Raw genomic sequence first — 18,920 nt, 5'->3', positions numbered from 1 at the left:
ATGCGCTTACTGCTTTTTTTAATTCTCTTTTTTAGTCTTCCAATAGCACAGGCAAAACCTGAGCAAAAACCCGTATTACCTAAAAAAAGCATTGTTTTAAAAATAGACAGCAGTAAAATTGAAATCAGAAAGTTTAATAACCAGGCAGTAAAAACTTATAGCAAGCAAAAGGATTTTATTTATGATGATGTAGCACCAGAAACTTTAAGCTGGTGGGATCGTTTCTTAAACTGGCTAGGTAATTTATTGAGCAAAGTTTTCGGTAAAACTATTGGTGGCGGCTTTTTAAAATATTTGTTGATTGCTGTAGCAATTGCATTAATTGTATTTATTGTAATGAAACTCATTGGAATAGATTTTAAGGTTTTAACTGGAAAATCAAAAATGCTGGAAGTTCCATTTGAAGAAAGCCTGGAAAATATCCATGAAATAAATTTTGATGAGCAAATTGAAAAAGCACTTCAAAGTAATAACTATCGCTTAGCTGTAAGACTTTTATATTTAAAAACGTTAAAGAAATTAAGCGATCATCAGGTTATTATCTGGCTACCCGAAAAAACCAATCAGGCTTATATTCAAGAAATTAAACAAGTAGATAATCAAATAGCATTTTCTAAATTAACCCAACAATTTGAATATATCTGGTATGGAGAATTCTTTATAGATCAGCAAAATTTTGAACGTATAAATCAGTCTTTTCATCAATTTAACCAAAAAATAGGATGAGCGGATTGAGAAAATATTTAATTATTAGTGCTGTACTTTTGGTTTTATACTTGTTTGTGCAATATTTTAAGCAAAAACCTACCAACTGGACACCAACTTATTTAACAGAAGATAAAATTCCTTTTGGCACCTATATTTTACGCCAGCGTATAAACGATATTTTTCCTGCTGCAGAGGTTAAAAAATCACGAAAGCCTATTTACAATACGCTTAAGGATAAAATTGAAGGCACTTCAAATTACTTTATCATCGCCTCTTCCGTTAAAATTGACAAACTTGATTACCAAGAAATGGTAAAGTATATGGAAAGTGGCAATAACATTTTCATCGCTTCCTTCGAAATTTATGGCAAACTAAGTGATACCTTAAAGCTTGATATTTCCTCAGATTTTGCACTAGGCAATAAGGATAAAATTTCTATTAATTTCACCAATCCTTCCTTAATTAAAAGTAAAGGCTACTATTTTGATAAAGGAATTAGTCAGCAATTTTTTCAAAAGCTTGATTCTGCAAAGGCGATTATTTTAGGAAAACGAGATAATAAAGAAGCCAATTTTATACAATATAAATTTGGAAAAGGATCGTTATTTATTATTCCAAATCCGCAGCTACTCACCAATTATAGTTTGTTAAAGCCCGATGGGTTGGATTACGCTTCAAAAGCATTGTCTTATTTACCAAAGGCTAAAACAATAGTTTGGGATGAGCATTTTACCAAGCCGTTTGAAGAAGATACTTCCCCATTACGGGTGATTTTTAATAACCCACCACTAAAATGGGCTTATTATATCGCTATGTTTGGCTTACTGGCATTTGTTCTTTTTGAAATTAAAAGAAGGCAAAGAATTATTCCTGTAATTAGCCGATTAAATAATACATCGGTAGAATTTGTAAAAGTAGTTGGTCGAGTTTATTACCAACAGCGAAATAACCGTGACATAGCAGAGAAAAAAGTAAAGTTTCTATTTGAATATATAAGAAACAAATACAGGCTAAAAACATTAGATCTTAATCGGGAATTTAAAGAAAAACTGATACACGTTTCTGATGCAACTCCAGAAACTGTAGAAAACCTTTTTATTGAAATTTATCATTTGGGAAGAGGGCAAATGGTAAGCGATCAACATTTAATTAACTTGAATAAAGCAATTGAACAATTTTATAAACAAGACCAATAAATATGGAACAGGAAATGTTTAACCAACGTACAGATTTGAGTCAGTTAAACGCGGCTGTGCAACAAATTAAAGAAGCGCTGGGCAAAATCATAGTCGGGCAGAAAGATACAATAGACCTCTTAATTGCGGGTTTGCTTGCCGATGGACATCTTTTATTGGAAGGTGTACCTGGAGTTGCTAAAACATTAAGTGCAAAGTTGGTTGCCAAATGTATTTCGGCGGTATTTTCTCGTATTCAGTTTACACCGGATTTAATGCCATCTGATGTATTAGGAACCGCAGTATTTAGCCCTAAAACTGCTGAATTTCAATTTAGGCAAGGACCAATATTTGGTAACATAATTTTGGTTGATGAAATTAACCGCGCTCCCGCCAAAACTCAATCAGCCTTATTTGAAGCCATGGAAGAACGCCAAATTACCGTTGATGGGCATACCTATCATTTGGAAGAACCTTTTATGGTTTTGGCAACTCAAAACCCGATAGAACAGGAGGGAACTTATCGTTTACCAGAAGCGCAACTGGATCGTTTTCTTTTTAAAATTGAAGTAAAATATCCTTCACTGGAAGAAGAAATAGAAATCTTAACTAATCAGCATCAACACAAAACGGAAGATCAATTAAATGAAATTAAGCCCGTTCTATCTGTTGAGCAAGTAAAATCACTGCGGGCAACCATTAAAGCATTGTTTGTAGAGCCTAAACTATTAGCCTATGCAGCACAAATTACCCACGAAACACGCAACAATAAATCTTTATATCTAGGCGCATCTCCACGAGCATCTTTAGCAATGATTAATGGCGCAAAAGCTATTGCAGCAATGGCAGGCCGTGATTTTGTGACACCAGAGGATATTATAAAAGTAGCCACTCCAGTACTTGCACATCGTATTATGTTAAGTCCCGAAAAAGAAATGGAAGGTCTTACTCCTGCGGATATTATTGCTCAGATTATTAAAAAAATAGAAGTGCCGAGATAGAAACATGAGAAACTTTTTAAGAAAATATTATACAGATCTTTTCCTCGGAAATCGGTTATTTATCGCCCTTGGTGTGTGCGTTTGCCTGTTTGTATTTTCTTTTTTCGTTTCCTTTTTAGGCGATTTACCTTATTTCTTTTTTGGAGCCCTGCTTGTATTAATTCTCCTTGATTTCATTTTATTATACCGAAATAATAAAGGTGTGTTTTTACGCAGAGAAATACCCGATCGATTAAGCAATGGCGATGATAATGAACTAAAAATATACCTTGAAAACTTCTATCCTTTTCAGGTTAAGATTGGCATTATTGATGAAATTCCATTTCAGTTTCAAAAACGAGATTTGTGGTTTAATACTTCTCTAGCTTCCAAAGAGCAGAAAATTATAACTTATTTCCTGCGTCCTACCAAACGTGGTGAATATGATTTTGGTCAAACCCGCTTATATATTCAATCTCCTTTAGCTTTATTAAGTCGTAGGTTTAACATTGGAATAAATAAAACTGTGCCGGTGTATCCATCGTTCTTAAAGCTCAGACAATATGAACTTTTAGCAATTTCTAATCGTTTAACAGATGTCGGAATTAAAAAAATGAGAAGAATTGGGCATAGTATGGAATTTGATCAGGTTAAAAATTATGTAGCCGGAGATGATTACAGAACCGTTAACTGGAAAGCCACAGCCCGTAAAGGCGAATTAATGGTTAATGCCTACACCGATGAAAAGGCACAGCATATTTATTGCATTATTGATAAATCGAGAGCAATGAAAATGCCTTTTGATGGTTTAAGCTTATTGGATTATGCCATTAATGCCAGTTTAATTTTAAGTAGCGTAGCCTTGGTTAAAGAAGATAAGGCGGGTTTAATTACCATTGCAGAAAAAACCGGAAGCATAGTTCCTGCAGACCGTAGGCCAACGCAACTGAATAAAATTATGGAAGTGCTTTACAAGGAAAAAACCCGCTATTTGGAAACGGATATGGAAGCCTTGTACATCAGTGTGCGTGCAACACTTAAACAGCGAAGTTTGGTGGTTTTCTTTACCAATTTTGAGAGCATGTCTTCATTAGGAAGGCAAATGCCTTTCTTAAAAAGGATAGCGAAATTCCATCTCCTTTTAGTTGTATTTTTTGAAAACACCACTTTAAAATCGCTTAGCGAAGAACCAGCAAAGGATGTTGAAGGGATTTACATTAAAACCGTAGCAGAGAAATTTGCCTATGAAAAAAAGCTGATGGTAAAAGAGTTAGCAAAACATGGCATTATAAGTCTATTAACTCCTCCGCAAAATTTAACCGTAAATGTGGTTAATCAATATCTGGCATTAAAAGCACAGCAAAAGATTTAGAGCCTGTTTTTAAATTTTGTCTAAAAATGATCGTCATTCTGAACTTGTTTCAGAATCTATCCTAAAAGACTCTGAAACAAGTTCAGAGTGACGGAGTATAAAATTTAAACAGGATACTCTTAGGTTTGAATCTAGAGTTGAGCATATTGATCGCGACTAAACCTCAGGACTGCTAACTCCAAACTCTTTACTCCTCTTCTCTAAAGAAAACTTTGTAATAGTTCATTAGTTTATCATCATCATAGCCCTTTTCAATCAGTTCTTTGTTACCATGAATATAAATATGGAAGTTCTTATCCAACTTTAAAACACTTTTATAGGCACGGGCTTGTTTTTTTACGGCAGATTCAGCTATTTCAAAATTATCGGCAATTGGACTTTCGTATTCCTCTTCGTAATTTTTCTTATAGTTTTTAAAAGATTCAATCCCTTCAGCATTGCCAATTACTTCGTTACCGAATTCTTCTATATCAAAGGTTTCCTTTTCCTTAAAATATTTCATTGAGCGGTTTAAAAGATCAATTTTATCTGCTTTGCTGATTTCGTAATCATCATCCAATTTTTGCGTAACGAAGTTTTTGTAAACTCCAAGCACATTATTGGTTTGGTTATAACTATCGTTACGAATCTTCAATTTTAAAAATTCATCTTTCCAATACACCGCACTTTCGGTACTTCTATTGGTTTGATCCAGAACCACAACTTTATAGCCCTCAGTTTGATCTGCATTAAAAATTAAACACCCTTTATCCAGTTTATTAATGCTGATCGCTTCTTGCTCAAAACTCATCCCAAAACCATCATCTTCAGGATATACCTTTAAATAAGTATCTTTTGTTTCAGATTTGAAAATACCAACTACATCAAGTTGCTCTCCTTCAATTTGAACATTATGAAAAAATGCGACATAAAATTCGCCTGATTTAATTTTTGGGTGGTTGGCTACATCATGTAAATGCTTAGCCAGTTGCTGAGAATTTTCGTGGAAAAGTTCATTATTCTCAAAAATTTCATTTACGAAATGATACACTTCATTAAGCTGCAAATTATCATTTGGATGATAAAAGCGATAAACTTCATTCACCTTTTCGAAGGGTTTTAAGAAATACTGCATCAACAAATTACTCAAAACCTCATCGCTAATATTTAGCGGTTTATCAGAAAGTCTGTAATATTCATCCAATAATTTATTACCGGTATGGTGAATGGAAAGTTGTTTCAGCGAAGCTTCGAAGAATGAAATCATGGCGACAAAAGTAGTAAAAAGCCATGGCGTTTAAAGGTTTTTATTCATCAGTTTTTATCACATCATCAGGAAAATAATCCTGCGCCCTTTCCAGGAAACCTTTCTGCTTTAAACCATTTTCTACTTCAATAATGGCATTCATCAGGTTGTTTTGTGTATTGGTAATTTCTGCTGTAGCTTTTATAATTACTTCCCAAACAGGCTCCATTGTTGATAGTAATGCCGCACCTTTTTCGGTAAGCTCCACCAAACGTTTTCGGGTATCTAATTTATCTTTTCTGGAACGGATAAGTTTTTCTTTTTCCAATTCTTTCAGCAAACTAATGGTTGAGGGATGAGCATAGCCAATTTCTTCGGAAAGTAAGACTACGCTCATAGCGGCTTTTTTATACAATGTATACAATACCGGAAACCATTTGGGCTGAAAATCAATACCAAAGGCTTTGTAAATTAATGCACCATCTTTACGAATTTGATCGCTTAAACGCTGTAATCGCGTAGAAATTGCAAGTAATCCAGAAGCATCAATTACGTTTTGTTCCATTATTGAACCGTGTTTAAACTGAGTTTATAAAATACGTTGTCTACTTCCATTCTTGGGAAATAAACCGGCAAACTTTCCATTGGAATTTTCACAAATCCATTACGCTCATAAAAACGACAGGCAGCTTGCAATACATCTTTTGTACCCAAATATATCTCATTAAAATCATTTCTATGGCAATAATCTATCAGTGTAGTGAAGAGTTTTTGTGCAATACCAAGTTCTTTACCTCTAAAATCTTTTTTAACAAACATCTTACGAATTACACCCGTTTTATATTCAGGTATGGCAATTAAAGCAATGGTACCAACAAGCTCTCCATCTATTTTTGCACCCCAAAAAGCGCCACCAGTACCATCATAGTTGCTTTCAATATCCAAAAGATCTGGTTGAGCACTTAAATCTATATCTACCTTAAATTCTATTTGTTGAATGGGTAAAATTAACCCGATAATCTCTTCACAAAATTGATTATCCAAACGTTCTATTTTAAATTCCTTTTGCATGACTAAATATTATAAAGCAAATATATGTAGTTAACTACATATATTAAAAATTAAAATATCATCCAAAAATCAAATTGTACTTTTAATTTGATGAATATTTTAAAAACAAGCAATTATTGCAAGGTAGTTCCTGCCTATCAATTAGGAACAGAGTAGATTAAAGGAAAGCCTATTGAGGCCAAAATATTGTAGAAACAATAATCTAGCTACATATTTTTCAGTTTATTGAGAAAATCTACAAATTTCTTATTTGAATAATCTGCAATCCCCTCGTTCCTGAAAGACAAACGACCTTGCTTATCAAATATAACTGTAGTAGGCAAAGCACTTTCGAAAATTGCCTTAGGTATATCGCTTTCAATTTTATAAACTGGCATTTCGAATTTCCTATCGAGCATAAACTGGGATGATTTTGATAGATTTCCATCTGCGTCGGCAAATATGAAAACAATATTTTTATCGTCTTTAAATTGATTATAAAGTTTACTTATCGACGGCATTTCAGCTCTGCACGGTGGGCACCAGGTTGCCCAGAAATTCAGGAATATTACTTTTCCTTTCAAATCGCCTAAATCTACCACTTCGCCTTTAAGATTCTTAAACTGAATACCATTTAAATTGCTTACACTGGCACTGGTTTCTTCTATTTTAGGTGTATAAAAGCCCACCTTTATTAATCCTTGGATGAGCATCGATTTTGCATCGGGCACGAACACAATTACCAGAAGCAGAACAATGAATAAGACGTTAAAGATGTGTTTTTTAATCAATTTCATTTATTATGGTTTTAATCCTAATCTAAACTTACGGGCAGTATCTTTTGCAATATCGTAACCAGCATCTGCATGACGAATTACGCCCATCGCAGGATCATTGTGCAAAACTCTTTTCAGGCGAGCCGCAGCTTCATCTGTTCCATCAGCCACGATAACCATTCCTGCATGAATAGAATAACCAATGCCAACACCGCCGCCATGATGTAGCGATACCCAACTGGCACCACCTGCTGTATTAATTAATGCATTTAAAACCGGCCAATCTGCAACAGCATCTGATCCATCAAGCATGGCTTCAGTTTCCCGGTTAGGGGATGCTACCGAACCGGTATCCAGATGATCGCGACCAATTACAATTGGTGCTTTTACTTTGCCTTCGGCAACTAATTTATTAAATGCAAGGCCAGCCTTTTCTCTTTCGCCTTGTCCTAACCAACAAATTCTGGCAGGTAAACCCTGAAAAGCAATACGCTCTTGTGCCATTTTAATCCATCGGTGCAAACTTTCGTTTTCAGGGAAAAGTTCTAAAATAAGTTTATCTGTTTCATATATATCTTGTGGATCGCCACTTAAAGCTGCCCATCTGAAAGGGCCTTTTCCTTCGCAAAATAAAGGACGAATATATGCTGGCACAAAACCAGGGAAATCAAATGCATTTTCTACACCAGCTTCTAAGGCTCTTCCACGCAGGTTATTTCCATAATCAAAGGTAATTGCTCCACGTTTTTGAAGCTCTAGCATTTGTTTTACATGCTTCGCCATAGTTGCGTAAGATTGCCTCACATATTCATCAGGATTATCCTTACGTAAAGTCGCAGCATCATCAACGCTTAAACCCTCAGGGAAATAGCCAATCAAAGGATCGTGTGCTGAAGTTTGGTCGGTTAAAGTATCTGGGGTAATGCCACGATCAATTAACCGTTGCAATAATACTACTGCATTACAAACTACCCCAATAGAAATGGCTTTTTGATCGTTTTTATAAGTTAAGGCTTTATCAATTGCCTCATCCACATCAAAAATAATTTCATCAATATAACGGGTTTCTAAACGTTTACGTATGCGCCATTCTTCAACATCGGCTGCCAAACACACTCCTTCATTCATCGTTATGGCTAAAGGTTGCGCTCCACCCATACCGCCTAAACCAGCTGTAACATTCAACTTACCTTTCAAGCTGCCATCAAAATGCTTTTTAGCAAGCGCCGCATAAGTTTCATAAGTACCTTGCACAATACCTTGTGAGCCAATGTAAATCCATGAACCTGCAGTCATTTGGCCATACATCATCAAGCCTTTATCTTCCAGCTCATCAAAATGTTTTTGAGTAGCCCATTTTGGAACCAGTTGTGAATTGGAAATTAAAACCCTTGGCGCATCCTTATGTGTAGGCAATACGGCTACAGGTTTGCCTGACTGAACTAAAAGTGTTTCATCATCTTCCAGTTCCTTAAGTGCTTTTATAATTAAACTTAGCGATTCTTTGTTTCTGGCTGCTTTACCGCGACCACCGTAAACGATTAAATCTTCGGGTCTTTCGGCAACATCAGGATCTAGATTATTTAAAAGCATGCGTAATGCGGCTTCTTGAATCCAGCCCTTGCAATTTAATGCTGGCCCAGTTGGTGTTTGTTTTTGGCTTAAATTTAAACCGTTGGTTAGAATTGTAGTCATATTCACTATAAAAGCAATGTTACGCTTCAAAGATATATATTTGCATACTATTTACTACTTTTGGCTCATTGAAAAAGCAAAAACAAAATATTAAAAATTACTTATCAGCAATTATGCTGTTTGTTTTTGCTATTGCTTTAACCCCATGGAGCCTTATACATCATCATGATACGGTTCCAGTTGCGCCAAAAGAAATTAATTGCAAACACTTAACGCATGTACAGGCACATGCCGAAAATTGCTTAATTTGTAATGCAGGCTTTGAAAAAAACTATGTTCAAACACATCATTTATATAAAATATTTCTTTCGGCTAAATTATTCAGTCAAACAGAACCTGTTTTAAAGAGTTTTTATACCGAATTAAAGAGAACAACTTTACGAGGTCCCCCATTGGCTTAATTTTTCCTGTTTTAGCAAATAATTATTATTTGTTTTCCATTATTTATTAATGTAATACTTTAAACGTTTTGTTTTACACAGCGTTTTTGGCTATTCCATTTTCCATTTTAAAAAATTTATAACATGAAAAAATTACAGCTTATTGGCCTTGTAATTCTATATACAATATTTTCAAATACTGCTTTTGCAGCGGTTTTAAAAGACATTAAGGGTAAAGTAACTGATGCAAGTAATCAACAAACGTTACCTGGCGCAACCATTTTTATTCCTGATTTACGCGTAACGGCAGTAACTGATAACAATGGTGAATTTACACTAAACAATTTACCAGCTAAAGGCACTTATTTGGTTGAGGTGCATTATGTAGGTTATAAAACAGCAACCAAAACGGTTAATCTGGCAAGCACCGCAAACCTAGACTTTAGTTTGCAACCTACCGCTATAGAAACTAAAGAGGTTGTTATTACCGGAAGTTTAATTAGTAGTACGAGCAGAAGAAACAGTGCATCATCTGCTGTGGTGGGCAAAGACCAGCTTTTAGCGCCTTCAACTAATTTAATTGATGCTTTGACAAAAATCCCTGGAGTATCACAAATTACAACCGGTCCATCCATCTCTAAACCTGTGATAAGAGGTTTGGGTTATAACAGAATTGTAACTTTAGACGATGGAATTAAACAACAAGGACAGCAATGGGGCGATGAACATGGTATAGAAATCGATCAATTTAAATCAGATCGTGTTGAGGTATTACGTGGCGCTGCTTCTTTAATGTATGGTTCTGATGCTTTGGGTGGCGTAATTAACTTACTAGAGCCAAGTAGCCCACCTGAAGGACAAATTAAGGGTGAATTTATTACAAATTATTCTACAAACAATGGTCTTACCGCTAACTCTTTAATGCTAAATGGCAATGAAAATGGTTTTGTTTGGAGAGCACGTGGTACTTATAAAAATGCCTATTCTTTTAAAACTCCAACAGGTTATTTTCCCAATTCTGGATTTAATGAAACGGATTTAAGTGGAATGGTTGGCTTGAATAAGAGTTGGGGTTATACACATTTAAATGTATCCAACTTTAGAAATAACATTGGTTTTTATGAACCTACTTTAGATGCTGATGGCAATTTTGTTAAGGAAGACGGTGATCCTTTTACAAATTCAGACTATAAAAACAGAACGCTTGAATATCCTCGTCAGGATATAAGACATTTCAAAATTGCTTTAAATAACAACTTTATTTTAGGCAACGGAAACCTGAAAGCGGATTTTGGCTATCAACAAAATCAACGTAGGGAATTAGATGGACCAGATCCTGCTTTATTCTTCGACTTGAAAACATACAATGCAGATTTAAAATATTACATCCATGAAATGAATGGATGGCAACCTGTTTTTGGTGTTAGTGCAGATGCTGGTCATAGTCAAAATAAAGGAACAGAATTTTTAGTTCCTGCATATGATACTTATGGAATTGGTGTATTTGCTTACGCTAAAAAGAACTGGGATAACAATACTTTTAGTTTAGGTGCTCGCTATGATTTCCGTAAGAATAATGGTAAACAATTATTTGATGATGGTGAGGAGAGGTTTGCTCCTTTTGAGAACAAATTTTCTAATGTAAGTGGTGCTTTAGGTTTTACACATCAGTTTAACGATGAATGGAATTTTAAAGCAAATGCAGGTTCTGCATTCCGTGCTCCAAATCCTGCTGAGCTAGGCTCAAATGGTGTACATGAAGGCACTTTCCGTTATGAGGTTGGTAACCCGAACTTAAATCCAGAGCGTAGTTATCAAATTGATGCTGCTTTAGAATATGAGGGCAAAATAGTAAGTGCAAGCGCTAGTGTATACAATAATTATATCCACAACTATATTTATGCTTCAAACAATGGAGAAGTAAGAGAGGTAGATGGAGATCAGTTCAATGTATATCATTATGGGCAGGTAAATGCGAACCTTTACGGAGCTGAAGCTAGCTTAACGATCCACCCAGTTCCTTTTATCCATTTTGAAAATACTTTTGGTTATGTGCATGCACAAAACACCTCAATGGATAAGCCATTATCGTTTATACCGGCGGCAAATTTAAGAAACGAACTGCGATTTGAGCCTAAACTTAAAGGCACAAATGATGCATATTTATCGGTAGGGATTACCTCTGCTTTTAAACAAAATAGAATAGATCAGGATTTTGAAACTAGAACCAGTGGTTATACTTTATTAAATGCTGGCATTGGCGCTACCTTTAATTTAGGCAAGCAACCAATTAAATTGTCTGTATCGGCAAATAACTTGTTAGATCAGAAATATTATGATGCTTTAAGCAGATTTAAACCAGGTAGGTTTGATTCAGAAAATCCAAACTTAGGCGTTTACAACACAGGAAGAAACATTACCTTCGGCTTGTACATTCCTTTTACTTTGGTAAAATAGCACAAAAAAAGCCCCTGCTGATTAATCAAGCAGGGGCTTTTTTGTAATATGATTATTCGTTTCTAGCTATTTGATAATCGTATAAAATTTTCCCTTCAGGAGAAATGATGTAAACCCCGCTTATGTAATCCATTTCTTCGCCAGCAAAATAATGTACAGCAAAACCCTCTTTACATTTAGTTGCGATTCTATAATTTAAAGGCTTGCCAGGTAAAACCCACAAAACCTTTCCTGTATTTACATCCAGACTTTGTAATGTTAGTGGAGCCCTATCGCTAGCATTAGCGTTCATAGAGATAAGTAAACTTGTTTTATCCTGATATATAATTTCCGGTTGAAAATATTTCCGATCTGGCGTAAAATTTCCTGGTTTATTTTTATCGTAATCCTCTCCGGGCAATACTTTGGATAATTTATCAGTGTAATTAAAACTAAAATAAGGCTCAGTAATTAGCTTATCTCTTGCTGTTTCAAATGCTTTCCAATCTTCATCTTTAAAAAGTTGATCTGAGGCAATAAGGTAATTGAATTTATTGCCCTCATTGGTTAAAATAACCAGATTATCATTGTTAAAACTAATTTTAGCAATACCTGCGCTTATTTCAGGATGATTTTTAAACATAGTTTCTGTTATATCAACCAAAGTATTTGCAGCTTTATCGAGCTTAAAAAGTTTTGATTCATTATAAACCATGTAAATTGAATGATCTGACGTTATTTTAAAATTTGAAGAATGATCGTCAAGGCGCCTTATTCTATTAAAAATAATTTGATCCTTAACCTGCTTTTTCGTTATCGGATTTACAACTACAATGTGTGTGTTCACGAAATCATAATTGCCATTTTTCTCTCTCAAATGTTCTCTGGCTATCCTCATATACATCACCTCATTGGATACGGAATTCATATAAACAGCATTATCTATACTTGAATAATCATATTTTTCTTTTTCTTCAATCTTATCGGTCTTACTTTTTTTAGAACTAGGGATCAGGAAGAAAAATACCATCAAAACAAACATTACAAGAGCACCAAAAATGAGCGCCACTTTTTTTGATGTTTGCTCAGGAGTTAGTATCGGTTGAGCAGAATTATGGTTGTAGTTTACGTTAACATTTATATCGTCATTATCTAAGTAATATTCGGTTTGGCAGCTATCGCACCTAAAGTAATCGGGTTTAATCTCTGTTTTATGGATACTGCCACAGTTAGGGCATTTTATTGCTTTAATATTTTTAGCCATAGGAGCGTTAAGTTCAATAATATTTTAATTAAAGTTTGGGTTGTGCCTTGCCGCCAGTATTTTTATTATAACCGGCACTTTGGTTTCTGAAAAAGAAGCCATATGCAATAAGTAAAACAACTATTAATACAGCAAGCAAAATTAAGGTTAAGCTACTTTTTAAGATATTATCTAAACCTATAATAGAAATACCCCAAACCCTCACAATAATTATTGCTGCAAATGCTATAACTAAAAGGGTAATTAGAATGCCAATAATCTTTTTCATAATAGAGGTTTAACTATAATTTATCTAACCACTCTTTCTTTTTACCATCAAATTCTTCCTGCGTAATAATTCCTTCAGTAAGTAAAAGTTTTAGTTGTTGTAGTTTAGCAACAGGATCTACATTGTTGTTATTTAGCTGTAGATCTTTTTCAACATTAAATGCCTTTCCAAGCTCCATTCCCGCTCCAAACTGTAATCCAGCACCTGCAAGCCCCCCCTCATTTCTTGCGGCATCTCTAAGTGCTTTCAGTTTCTCAAGTTCTACATACGTTAAACCACCTTGGTCTGCTGCCATTGCATCAGCAGTTATATTGGCAATTTTGTTAATTCTTTCTTTGGTACTTTCATCAAACACAGTTCCATTCAGTTTAAAATCTGTAAGTTCAAATCCCAACTTATCAAGCTCTACATTAAGCTGTACTTTTAAACTTTCTGATAATGTAGCTAATTGCGTATCTATTTGCTGGTAAGAAATGCCTGCTGTAGCCAATACAGAGGCTAACGTTTGCGGGAAACGGCTTTGTAATAGTTGCCGTGCCTCTTGAACCGAATAAACATCTTTTGATCCAACCACTTGGGTAAAAAGATGTAAGGCATTGCTAATTTTGAAAGAAAAACTACCATTTGCACCTAGTTCTACCGGGAAGTGATATACAGGATCTACATATTTTATAGCTTGAGAAGTGCCCCAACCTTGATTTACATTTTCTGAAGTTCGGAAAAAATAGATCTTAAGCTTATGCTCGCTTTCAAAATTGGTCCTTAATTTTAATAATGTAGTAATAAATGGATGGTTATCTGTTTCCAGGTTGTAAATGCCCGGAGTTGTGATATGATCGGTAACTGTTCCTTCGTAAACAAGAATGGCTCCTTGACCTGGCGATACAATAAGCTTGCCTGCGTTTTTTATTTCATCATTTTCTGAAGGGAACTTATACACCAGCAAGTCGGTTTGTTGATCATTCCACTCTATAACTTGCGATAATTGCCTTTTAAAATATTCTTTTAAGCCCATAATTTTTAATTTTTGATTAGTATTCCTGATAAAAGCAGGCAATTCGGCTTTATATAAAATAGTTTACCGAAATGATGAGGCTGTTTTAATCGAGGACGTTTCCTTTAGTTAATCAATTTATAGCAAAGATTATACCCATTTTAAATTCGCTTAAAAATCCGTTTGGAAAACTCCAATCAAGTTTTGGCTTTGCCATATAACAATAAAAGCCGATGGATATCGGCTTTTATTGTTTATTTCTCAGATAATTATCTTTTAGCACGTACGTACTGATTGGGCCAATCTATCTCATCGCCTAAAATTTTTGCAGCATGCGTTGGAAAATATGCATCACGTAAGGATTGTCGTGCAATGAAAATTAAATCAGCCTTTCCCTGCTCCAAAATATCTTCTGCCTGCTGGGCTTCTACAATAACGCCTACTGCGCCAGTTAAAATTCCAATTTCATTTCTAATTTTATCCGCAAAGGGAACCTGATAATTCGGACCTGCCGGAATAACTGCATCCGGCACATTTCCACCTGAAGAAGTATCAATAAGATCAACGCCTCTATCTTTTAAAACCGCAGCAAGATGTACAGAATCTTCTTCATTCCAGCCACCCTTCGTCCAATCTGTTGCTGAAATACGCACAAAAACTGGTAAATTTTCTGGCCATACAGACTGTACAGCTTCCACAACATCAATAACTAAACGGATTCTATTTTCGAAACTTCCTCCATAAATATCTGTTCTTTTATTACTCAGCGGACTAAAAAACTGGTGTAATAAATAACCATGTGCGGCATGGATTTCGACTACCTTATAACCGGCATCAACAGCACGTTTGGCAGCAGCTCTAAAAGCAAAAACAATATCTTGTATCTCTTTAATGGTTAATTCATGTGGTAAAACCTGGCCTTCTTTAAATGGAACGGGAGAAGGACCCACAGGCTGCCAGCTTTTTGGACCTTCGGCAATTTGTTCGCCACCATTCCAAGGCAATTCACAGCTCGCTTTTCTACCGGCGTGTGCAAGCTGAATCCCTGCAATGGCTCCATTTTCGTGAATAAAGGAAACTATTTGTTTCAATTTTTCAATATGCTCATCTTTCCAAATACCAAGATCGCCGTAGGTAATTCTTCCATCTTCTGTAACAGCTGAGGCTTCCTGAATAATTAATCCTGCACCACCAACAGCACGGCTTCCCAAATGAACCAGGTGCCAATCGTTTGCAAAACCATCTACCGCAGAGTATTGGCACATTGGCGATATAACCAGACGATTTTTTAGAGTAACGTCTTTTATCTTTAAGGAAGAAAATAATTTCGACATATAATTATGATTATCTTTTAATAAGTTTATCTACCGCATAACTATTGTGCGGCAGGCATGCCAATAACACGGATAAAAAAGCCACGTGAATTAATTGAGAGGGCAGTGCTTCCCAATTCTCAATCATGGTTGTACCAAAAATAAGTGCTAGCGAAACTAAGCCTGCCAAAAGCAATCCTTGACGCGTAAATAAGCCGACTACAATTAATAATCCTGAAATAAATTCCAGAATGGGCAGGGCGTAACTAAAAGGAACAACCAATGCTTCCGGTAGCATAGATTTTGAAAACTGCGCAACCATCCAATGGCTAAATCCTTCTAATTTTGGCAAGCGAACAAGTCCGTGCCCAAAAAAACTAAGTCCAACAGCTAAGCGACTGATTAAATAAGCCCATTTTTTATCCATAAAACCAGAGTTATTATACAAACATACAATCTGCATATTAAGGATGTTTTAACCGAGCTAACATTATCCTTTATTTTACAGAAGTGTTATAATATTTGGGCTAAAAACTTAGCTTTAATCTATCTGTTGAGCTTTCATGAAAGCTACGGAGTTACGAATATCTGTAGATAAAATTCTGTCGGCTTCGTTAAAGCTAACTTTTTCTCTGTATGCAGATATAATTTTTTCAATTGTCGGTGATGATTTTAACGGTCGGCGTAAATCCAAAGCCTGTGCCGCCGTTAGTAATTCAATAGCTAAAATATTTTCGAGGTTCCGCACCACACGAAGGCATTTGGTAGCGCCATTTGCACCCATACTTACATGATCTTCTTGCCCGTTACTACTCACAATACTATCAACGGATGATGGTGTGCAGAGCTGTTTATTTTCACTTACAATGGATGCAGCGGTATATTGAGTAATCATTAAGCCAGAATTTAAGCCAGCATCTTTAACCAGAAAAGGCGGCAAACCCCTCTGCCCAGAAATTAACTGAAAAACCCTACGTTCAGAAATTGAACCAAGTTCTGCCAACGCAATACATAAAAAATCTAAACTTAAAGCCAGCGGTTGTCCGTGGAAATTCCCGGCAGAAATAATTCGGTCTTCATCAGGAAAAACATTTGGGTTATCCGTAACAGAGTTAATTTCCGTTTCAAAAACTGTAGTAATGTAAGCAATGCTATCCTTACTGGCTCCATGAACCTGTGGTACACAACGGAAAGAGTATGGATCTTGTGTTTGTTTGCCTTCTTTTTGAATAAGTTCACTTCCTGCCAGCCATTTACTAATATTAGCCGCTGTTTCTAATTGCCCCTTATGCGGTCTTATTTGGTGACTTAATTGATGGAAAGGATCAATTCTACAATCAAAAGCATCAATAGAAATAGCTGCAACAGCATCTGCCCATTTGCTTAATTTTTGAGTTTTTAAAAGAATATAAATTCCATAAGCACTCATAAACTGTGTACCATTAATTAAGGCCAAGCCTTCTTTAGATTGTAATGAAAGTGCTTGCCAGTTTAAGGTTTTATATAATGATTTGGTATCTATTCTTTTGCCCTCGTAAAACACTTCGCCTTCACCAATTAATGGTAAAGCTAAGTGTGCTAACGGAGCTAAATCTCCTGATGCCCCTAAAGAGCCTTGCGTGTAAACTACAGGTAAAATATTGTGGTTATAAAAATCAACCAGCCTTTGCACCGTACTTAATGCAACAGCAGAAAACCCATAACTTAACGATTGAATTTTTAAAAGCAACATTAACTTTACAATCTCTGCAGGCACTTCTTCTCCAGTTCCACATGCATGAGAAAGCAAAAGATTGTGCTGTAATTTCGTTAAATTTTCTTCCTCTACTTTAATATGCTGAAGATAGCCAAAGCCAGTATTTATCCCATAAATTGGGCCTTTATGGTGTTTTAGCTTATCATCAAGGTAATTTCTACATTTTTCAATTCTTCCAATAGCTTCTTTACTTAAGGCTATAGTTTGTGCTTCAGAAATAATTTTAGAAAGAGAATTTACGGTTAAAAGTGATTCTCCAAGGTAAAATACAGGCATGATTTTTAATCTATTTGGTTGGTCAAAAATATAAATTAAGTCTTAAATTAGGCCGATTAGCTTTCGTTATTACTCATAAATTATAAAAAACATGAAGAGATTTTTCATTTTACTCGTTATTTGCATCGTCACATCATTATATACTAAAGCACAAAAAACTGATACGCTGTCTATTACGCTCGAAAACGTAAAATATCCATATCCAATAAAATATTTACCGATTAATACAGAAGGGCAAGATATTAAAATGGCGTATATGGATGTTGCTCCAACTATTGCTCCAAATGGACGTACAGTAATTTTATTTCATGGTAAAAACTTTGGCGGTTATTATTGGGGAAATGTTATTAAGGCCTTAACTTCAAATGGCTACCGGGTTATTGCACCTGACCAAATTGGTTTTGGAAAATCATCAAAGCCATTTATTCACTATAGTTTCCATCAAATGGCGGCTTGGAATAAAAAGCTATTAGATACACTAGGGATTCAAAAAGCTTCTGTTTTGGGCCATAGTATGGGCGGAATGCTGGCTACTCGATTTGCATTAATGTACCCAGATAAAGTGGAGAAACTACTTTTGGAAAACCCAATTGGACTGGAAGATTATAAAACTTTTGTTCCTTACGTTAACACAGAACAACAATACCAAACGGAGCTTAAAACAACTGCAGAAAGTGTTCGTAAATACTATCAGAGTTCTTATTTCACTTTGTGGAAACCCGAATATGAAAGCTTAGTTGATGTGGCTGCAGGTGTTACTTTTAGCGCCGATTACCCGAGATGGGCAAAAGTTGCTGCTTTAACTTTTACCATGATTTACGAACAACCTGTTGTTTATGAATTTCAAAATTTAAAAGTTCCAACCATTTTATTTATCGGAAAAGAAGATAAAACTATTGTTGGAAAGGGCTTATTAACACCAGATCAGCAGGCATTGCATGGGCAGTATAAATTTTTGGGCAAGCAAACAGCTGCTAAAATTCCAGGGGCTAAAATTGTAGAATTTGAGGCCTGTGGACACATTCCGCATATAGAAATTCCGACAGAATTTTTGGTTGCGTTGACGGGGAGTTTGTAAGCACCCGTTTTTTCGGAAATTGTATTGCGCTAATCTTAACCTTTGTATCTAAACCCGTATTCTATGGTTAATGCAAACAAAAAGTTAATTATTTTTTGAGAAGCATTACTTTAGAATTATTTATGCTGCTAGGTTTGATATGTAGGGTGTTCCTCTTTTTACTGCAGCAAATGC

Annotated in this window: 18 protein-coding genes; 7 read left to right on the top strand and 11 right to left on the bottom strand. The window is 35.4% G+C overall.

What is annotated here, in order from left to right; genetic code table 11:
• From EHC72_RS14465 to EHC72_RS14450, 4 genes are read left to right on the top strand one after another with little or no spacing between them, the layout of a single operon-like run.
• Positions 1 to 726: a DUF4129 domain-containing protein gene (locus EHC72_RS14465; RefSeq protein WP_131538429.1), complete on the top strand. Its 726-nt coding sequence runs from the start codon at positions 1 to 3 to the stop codon at positions 724 to 726.
• Entirely contained in the window at positions 723 to 1,904 is a 1,182-nt protein-coding gene (locus EHC72_RS14460) for a DUF4350 domain-containing protein (protein WP_131538428.1), read from the top strand. Before EHC72_RS14465 ends, EHC72_RS14460 begins: the two co-directional genes overlap by 4 nt.
• Before the next feature lie 2 nt (positions 1,905 to 1,906).
• Positions 1,907 to 2,884, top strand: a complete 978-nt coding sequence (locus EHC72_RS14455) for an AAA family ATPase (protein ID WP_131538427.1) — start codon at positions 1,907 to 1,909, stop codon at positions 2,882 to 2,884.
• A 4-nt stretch (positions 2,885 to 2,888) separates the two neighbouring features.
• Entirely contained in the window at positions 2,889 to 4,235 is a 1,347-nt protein-coding gene (locus EHC72_RS14450; RefSeq protein WP_131538426.1) for a DUF58 domain-containing protein, read from the top strand.
• 187 nt (positions 4,236 to 4,422) lie between these two features.
• Here the strand turns inward: EHC72_RS14450 and EHC72_RS14445 are convergent, their stop codons facing one another.
• From EHC72_RS14445 to hutU, 5 genes are all read right to left on the bottom strand, one after another.
• A complete protein-coding gene (locus EHC72_RS14445; protein ID WP_131538425.1) occupies positions 4,423 to 5,481 on the bottom strand; it encodes a nucleoid-associated protein in 1,059 nt (352 codons plus the stop codon).
• A gap of 40 nt (positions 5,482 to 5,521) precedes the next feature.
• Complete coding sequence (locus EHC72_RS14440; protein WP_131538424.1) at positions 5,522 to 6,025, bottom strand: MarR family winged helix-turn-helix transcriptional regulator; 504 nt, start codon at positions 6,023 to 6,025, stop codon at positions 5,522 to 5,524.
• Complete coding sequence (locus EHC72_RS14435; RefSeq protein WP_131538423.1) at positions 6,025 to 6,531, bottom strand: GNAT family N-acetyltransferase; 507 nt, start codon at positions 6,529 to 6,531, stop codon at positions 6,025 to 6,027. The genes EHC72_RS14440 and EHC72_RS14435 overlap by 1 nt, the downstream gene beginning before the upstream one ends.
• Before the next feature lie 206 nt (positions 6,532 to 6,737).
• On the bottom strand, positions 6,738 to 7,307 hold the full coding sequence (locus tag EHC72_RS14430; RefSeq protein ID WP_131538422.1) for a TlpA family protein disulfide reductase: 570 nt from the start codon (positions 7,305 to 7,307) through the stop codon (positions 6,738 to 6,740).
• Between the two features lie 3 nt (positions 7,308 to 7,310).
• The gene (gene hutU / locus EHC72_RS14425) at positions 7,311 to 8,981 is read right to left on the bottom strand and encodes a urocanate hydratase (RefSeq protein ID WP_170311731.1); all 1,671 of its coding nucleotides are present in this window, start codon (positions 8,979 to 8,981) and stop codon (positions 7,311 to 7,313) included.
• Positions 8,982 to 9,049: 68 nt separating this feature from the next.
• On the opposite strand from hutU, the gene EHC72_RS14420 reads away from it, so the two are divergent.
• Entirely contained in the window at positions 9,050 to 9,382 is a 333-nt protein-coding gene (locus tag EHC72_RS14420; protein ID WP_131538421.1) for a hypothetical protein, read from the top strand.
• Between the two features lie 123 nt (positions 9,383 to 9,505).
• On the top strand, positions 9,506 to 11,818 hold the full coding sequence (locus EHC72_RS14415) for a TonB-dependent receptor (protein WP_131538420.1): 2,313 nt from the start codon (positions 9,506 to 9,508) through the stop codon (positions 11,816 to 11,818).
• Positions 11,819 to 11,870: 52 nt separating this feature from the next.
• Here the strand turns inward: EHC72_RS14415 and EHC72_RS14410 are convergent, their stop codons facing one another.
• The 6 genes from EHC72_RS14410 to hutH all read right to left on the bottom strand — a co-directional run bounded on the left by EHC72_RS14410 (position 11,871) and on the right by hutH (position 17,668).
• Positions 11,871 to 13,061: a hypothetical protein gene (locus EHC72_RS14410; RefSeq protein WP_131538419.1), complete on the bottom strand. Its 1,191-nt coding sequence runs from the start codon at positions 13,059 to 13,061 to the stop codon at positions 11,871 to 11,873.
• Positions 13,062 to 13,089: 28 nt separating this feature from the next.
• The gene (locus EHC72_RS14405; RefSeq protein ID WP_131538418.1) at positions 13,090 to 13,329 is read right to left on the bottom strand and encodes a hypothetical protein; all 240 of its coding nucleotides are present in this window, start codon (positions 13,327 to 13,329) and stop codon (positions 13,090 to 13,092) included.
• 13 nt (positions 13,330 to 13,342) lie between these two features.
• Entirely contained in the window at positions 13,343 to 14,344 is a 1,002-nt protein-coding gene (locus EHC72_RS14400; protein WP_131538417.1) for an SPFH domain-containing protein, read from the bottom strand.
• 248 nt (positions 14,345 to 14,592) lie between these two features.
• Positions 14,593 to 15,657, bottom strand: a complete 1,065-nt coding sequence (locus EHC72_RS14395; protein WP_131538416.1) for an NADH:flavin oxidoreductase/NADH oxidase — start codon at positions 15,655 to 15,657, stop codon at positions 14,593 to 14,595.
• Positions 15,658 to 15,667: 10 nt separating this feature from the next.
• Complete coding sequence (locus EHC72_RS14390; protein ID WP_131538415.1) at positions 15,668 to 16,063, bottom strand: DoxX family protein; 396 nt, start codon at positions 16,061 to 16,063, stop codon at positions 15,668 to 15,670.
• 114 nt (positions 16,064 to 16,177) lie between these two features.
• A complete protein-coding gene (gene hutH, locus EHC72_RS14385; RefSeq protein ID WP_131538414.1) occupies positions 16,178 to 17,668 on the bottom strand; it encodes a histidine ammonia-lyase in 1,491 nt (496 codons plus the stop codon).
• Positions 17,669 to 17,759: 91 nt separating this feature from the next.
• Here hutH and EHC72_RS14380 point away from each other — a divergent pair, with 91 nt between their 5' ends.
• Positions 17,760 to 18,746 (top strand): alpha/beta fold hydrolase, encoded by a 987-nt coding sequence (locus EHC72_RS14380; protein WP_131538413.1) that lies wholly within the window; start codon positions 17,760 to 17,762, stop codon positions 18,744 to 18,746.
• The last annotated feature ends 174 nt before the right edge of the window (positions 18,747 to 18,920 follow it).

The sequence above is a fragment of the Pedobacter nototheniae genome, assembly GCF_004335085.1.
Lineage (GTDB): Bacteria > Bacteroidota > Bacteroidia > Sphingobacteriales > Sphingobacteriaceae > Pedobacter > Pedobacter nototheniae.
The sequence above is the reverse complement of the archived record's forward strand: the minus strand, read 5'-3'. Positions and strand labels throughout refer to the sequence as shown.

Coding starts and splice junctions, on each gene's coding strand:
- EHC72_RS14460 (WP_131538428.1), top strand. CDS start 723: ATGAGCGGATTGAGAAAATATTTAATTATTAGTGCTGTACTTTTGGTT.
- EHC72_RS14445 (WP_131538425.1), bottom strand. CDS start 5,481: ATGATTTCATTCTTCGAAGCTTCGCTGAAACAACTTTCCATTCACCAT.
- EHC72_RS14435 (WP_131538423.1), bottom strand. CDS start 6,531: ATGCAAAAGGAATTTAAAATAGAACGTTTGGATAATCAATTTTGTGAA.
- EHC72_RS14465 (WP_131538429.1), top strand. CDS start 1: ATGCGCTTACTGCTTTTTTTAATTCTCTTTTTTAGTCTTCCAATAGCA.
- hutU (WP_170311731.1), bottom strand. CDS start 8,981: ATGACTACAATTCTAACCAACGGTTTAAATTTAAGCCAAAAACAAACA.
- EHC72_RS14400 (WP_131538417.1), bottom strand. CDS start 14,344: ATGGGCTTAAAAGAATATTTTAAAAGGCAATTATCGCAAGTTATAGAG.
- EHC72_RS14415 (WP_131538420.1), top strand. CDS start 9,506: ATGAAAAAATTACAGCTTATTGGCCTTGTAATTCTATATACAATATTT.
- EHC72_RS14455 (WP_131538427.1), top strand. CDS start 1,907: ATGGAACAGGAAATGTTTAACCAACGTACAGATTTGAGTCAGTTAAAC.
- EHC72_RS14395 (WP_131538416.1), bottom strand. CDS start 15,657: ATGTCGAAATTATTTTCTTCCTTAAAGATAAAAGACGTTACTCTAAAA.
- EHC72_RS14405 (WP_131538418.1), bottom strand. CDS start 13,329: ATGAAAAAGATTATTGGCATTCTAATTACCCTTTTAGTTATAGCATTT.
- EHC72_RS14390 (WP_131538415.1), bottom strand. CDS start 16,063: ATGGATAAAAAATGGGCTTATTTAATCAGTCGCTTAGCTGTTGGACTT.
- EHC72_RS14450 (WP_131538426.1), top strand. CDS start 2,889: ATGAGAAACTTTTTAAGAAAATATTATACAGATCTTTTCCTCGGAAAT.
- EHC72_RS14430 (WP_131538422.1), bottom strand. CDS start 7,307: ATGAAATTGATTAAAAAACACATCTTTAACGTCTTATTCATTGTTCTG.
- EHC72_RS14440 (WP_131538424.1), bottom strand. CDS start 6,025: ATGGAACAAAACGTAATTGATGCTTCTGGATTACTTGCAATTTCTACG.
- EHC72_RS14410 (WP_131538419.1), bottom strand. CDS start 13,061: ATGGCTAAAAATATTAAAGCAATAAAATGCCCTAACTGTGGCAGTATC.
- hutH (WP_131538414.1), bottom strand. CDS start 17,668: ATGCCTGTATTTTACCTTGGAGAATCACTTTTAACCGTAAATTCTCTT.
- EHC72_RS14380 (WP_131538413.1), top strand. CDS start 17,760: ATGAAGAGATTTTTCATTTTACTCGTTATTTGCATCGTCACATCATTA.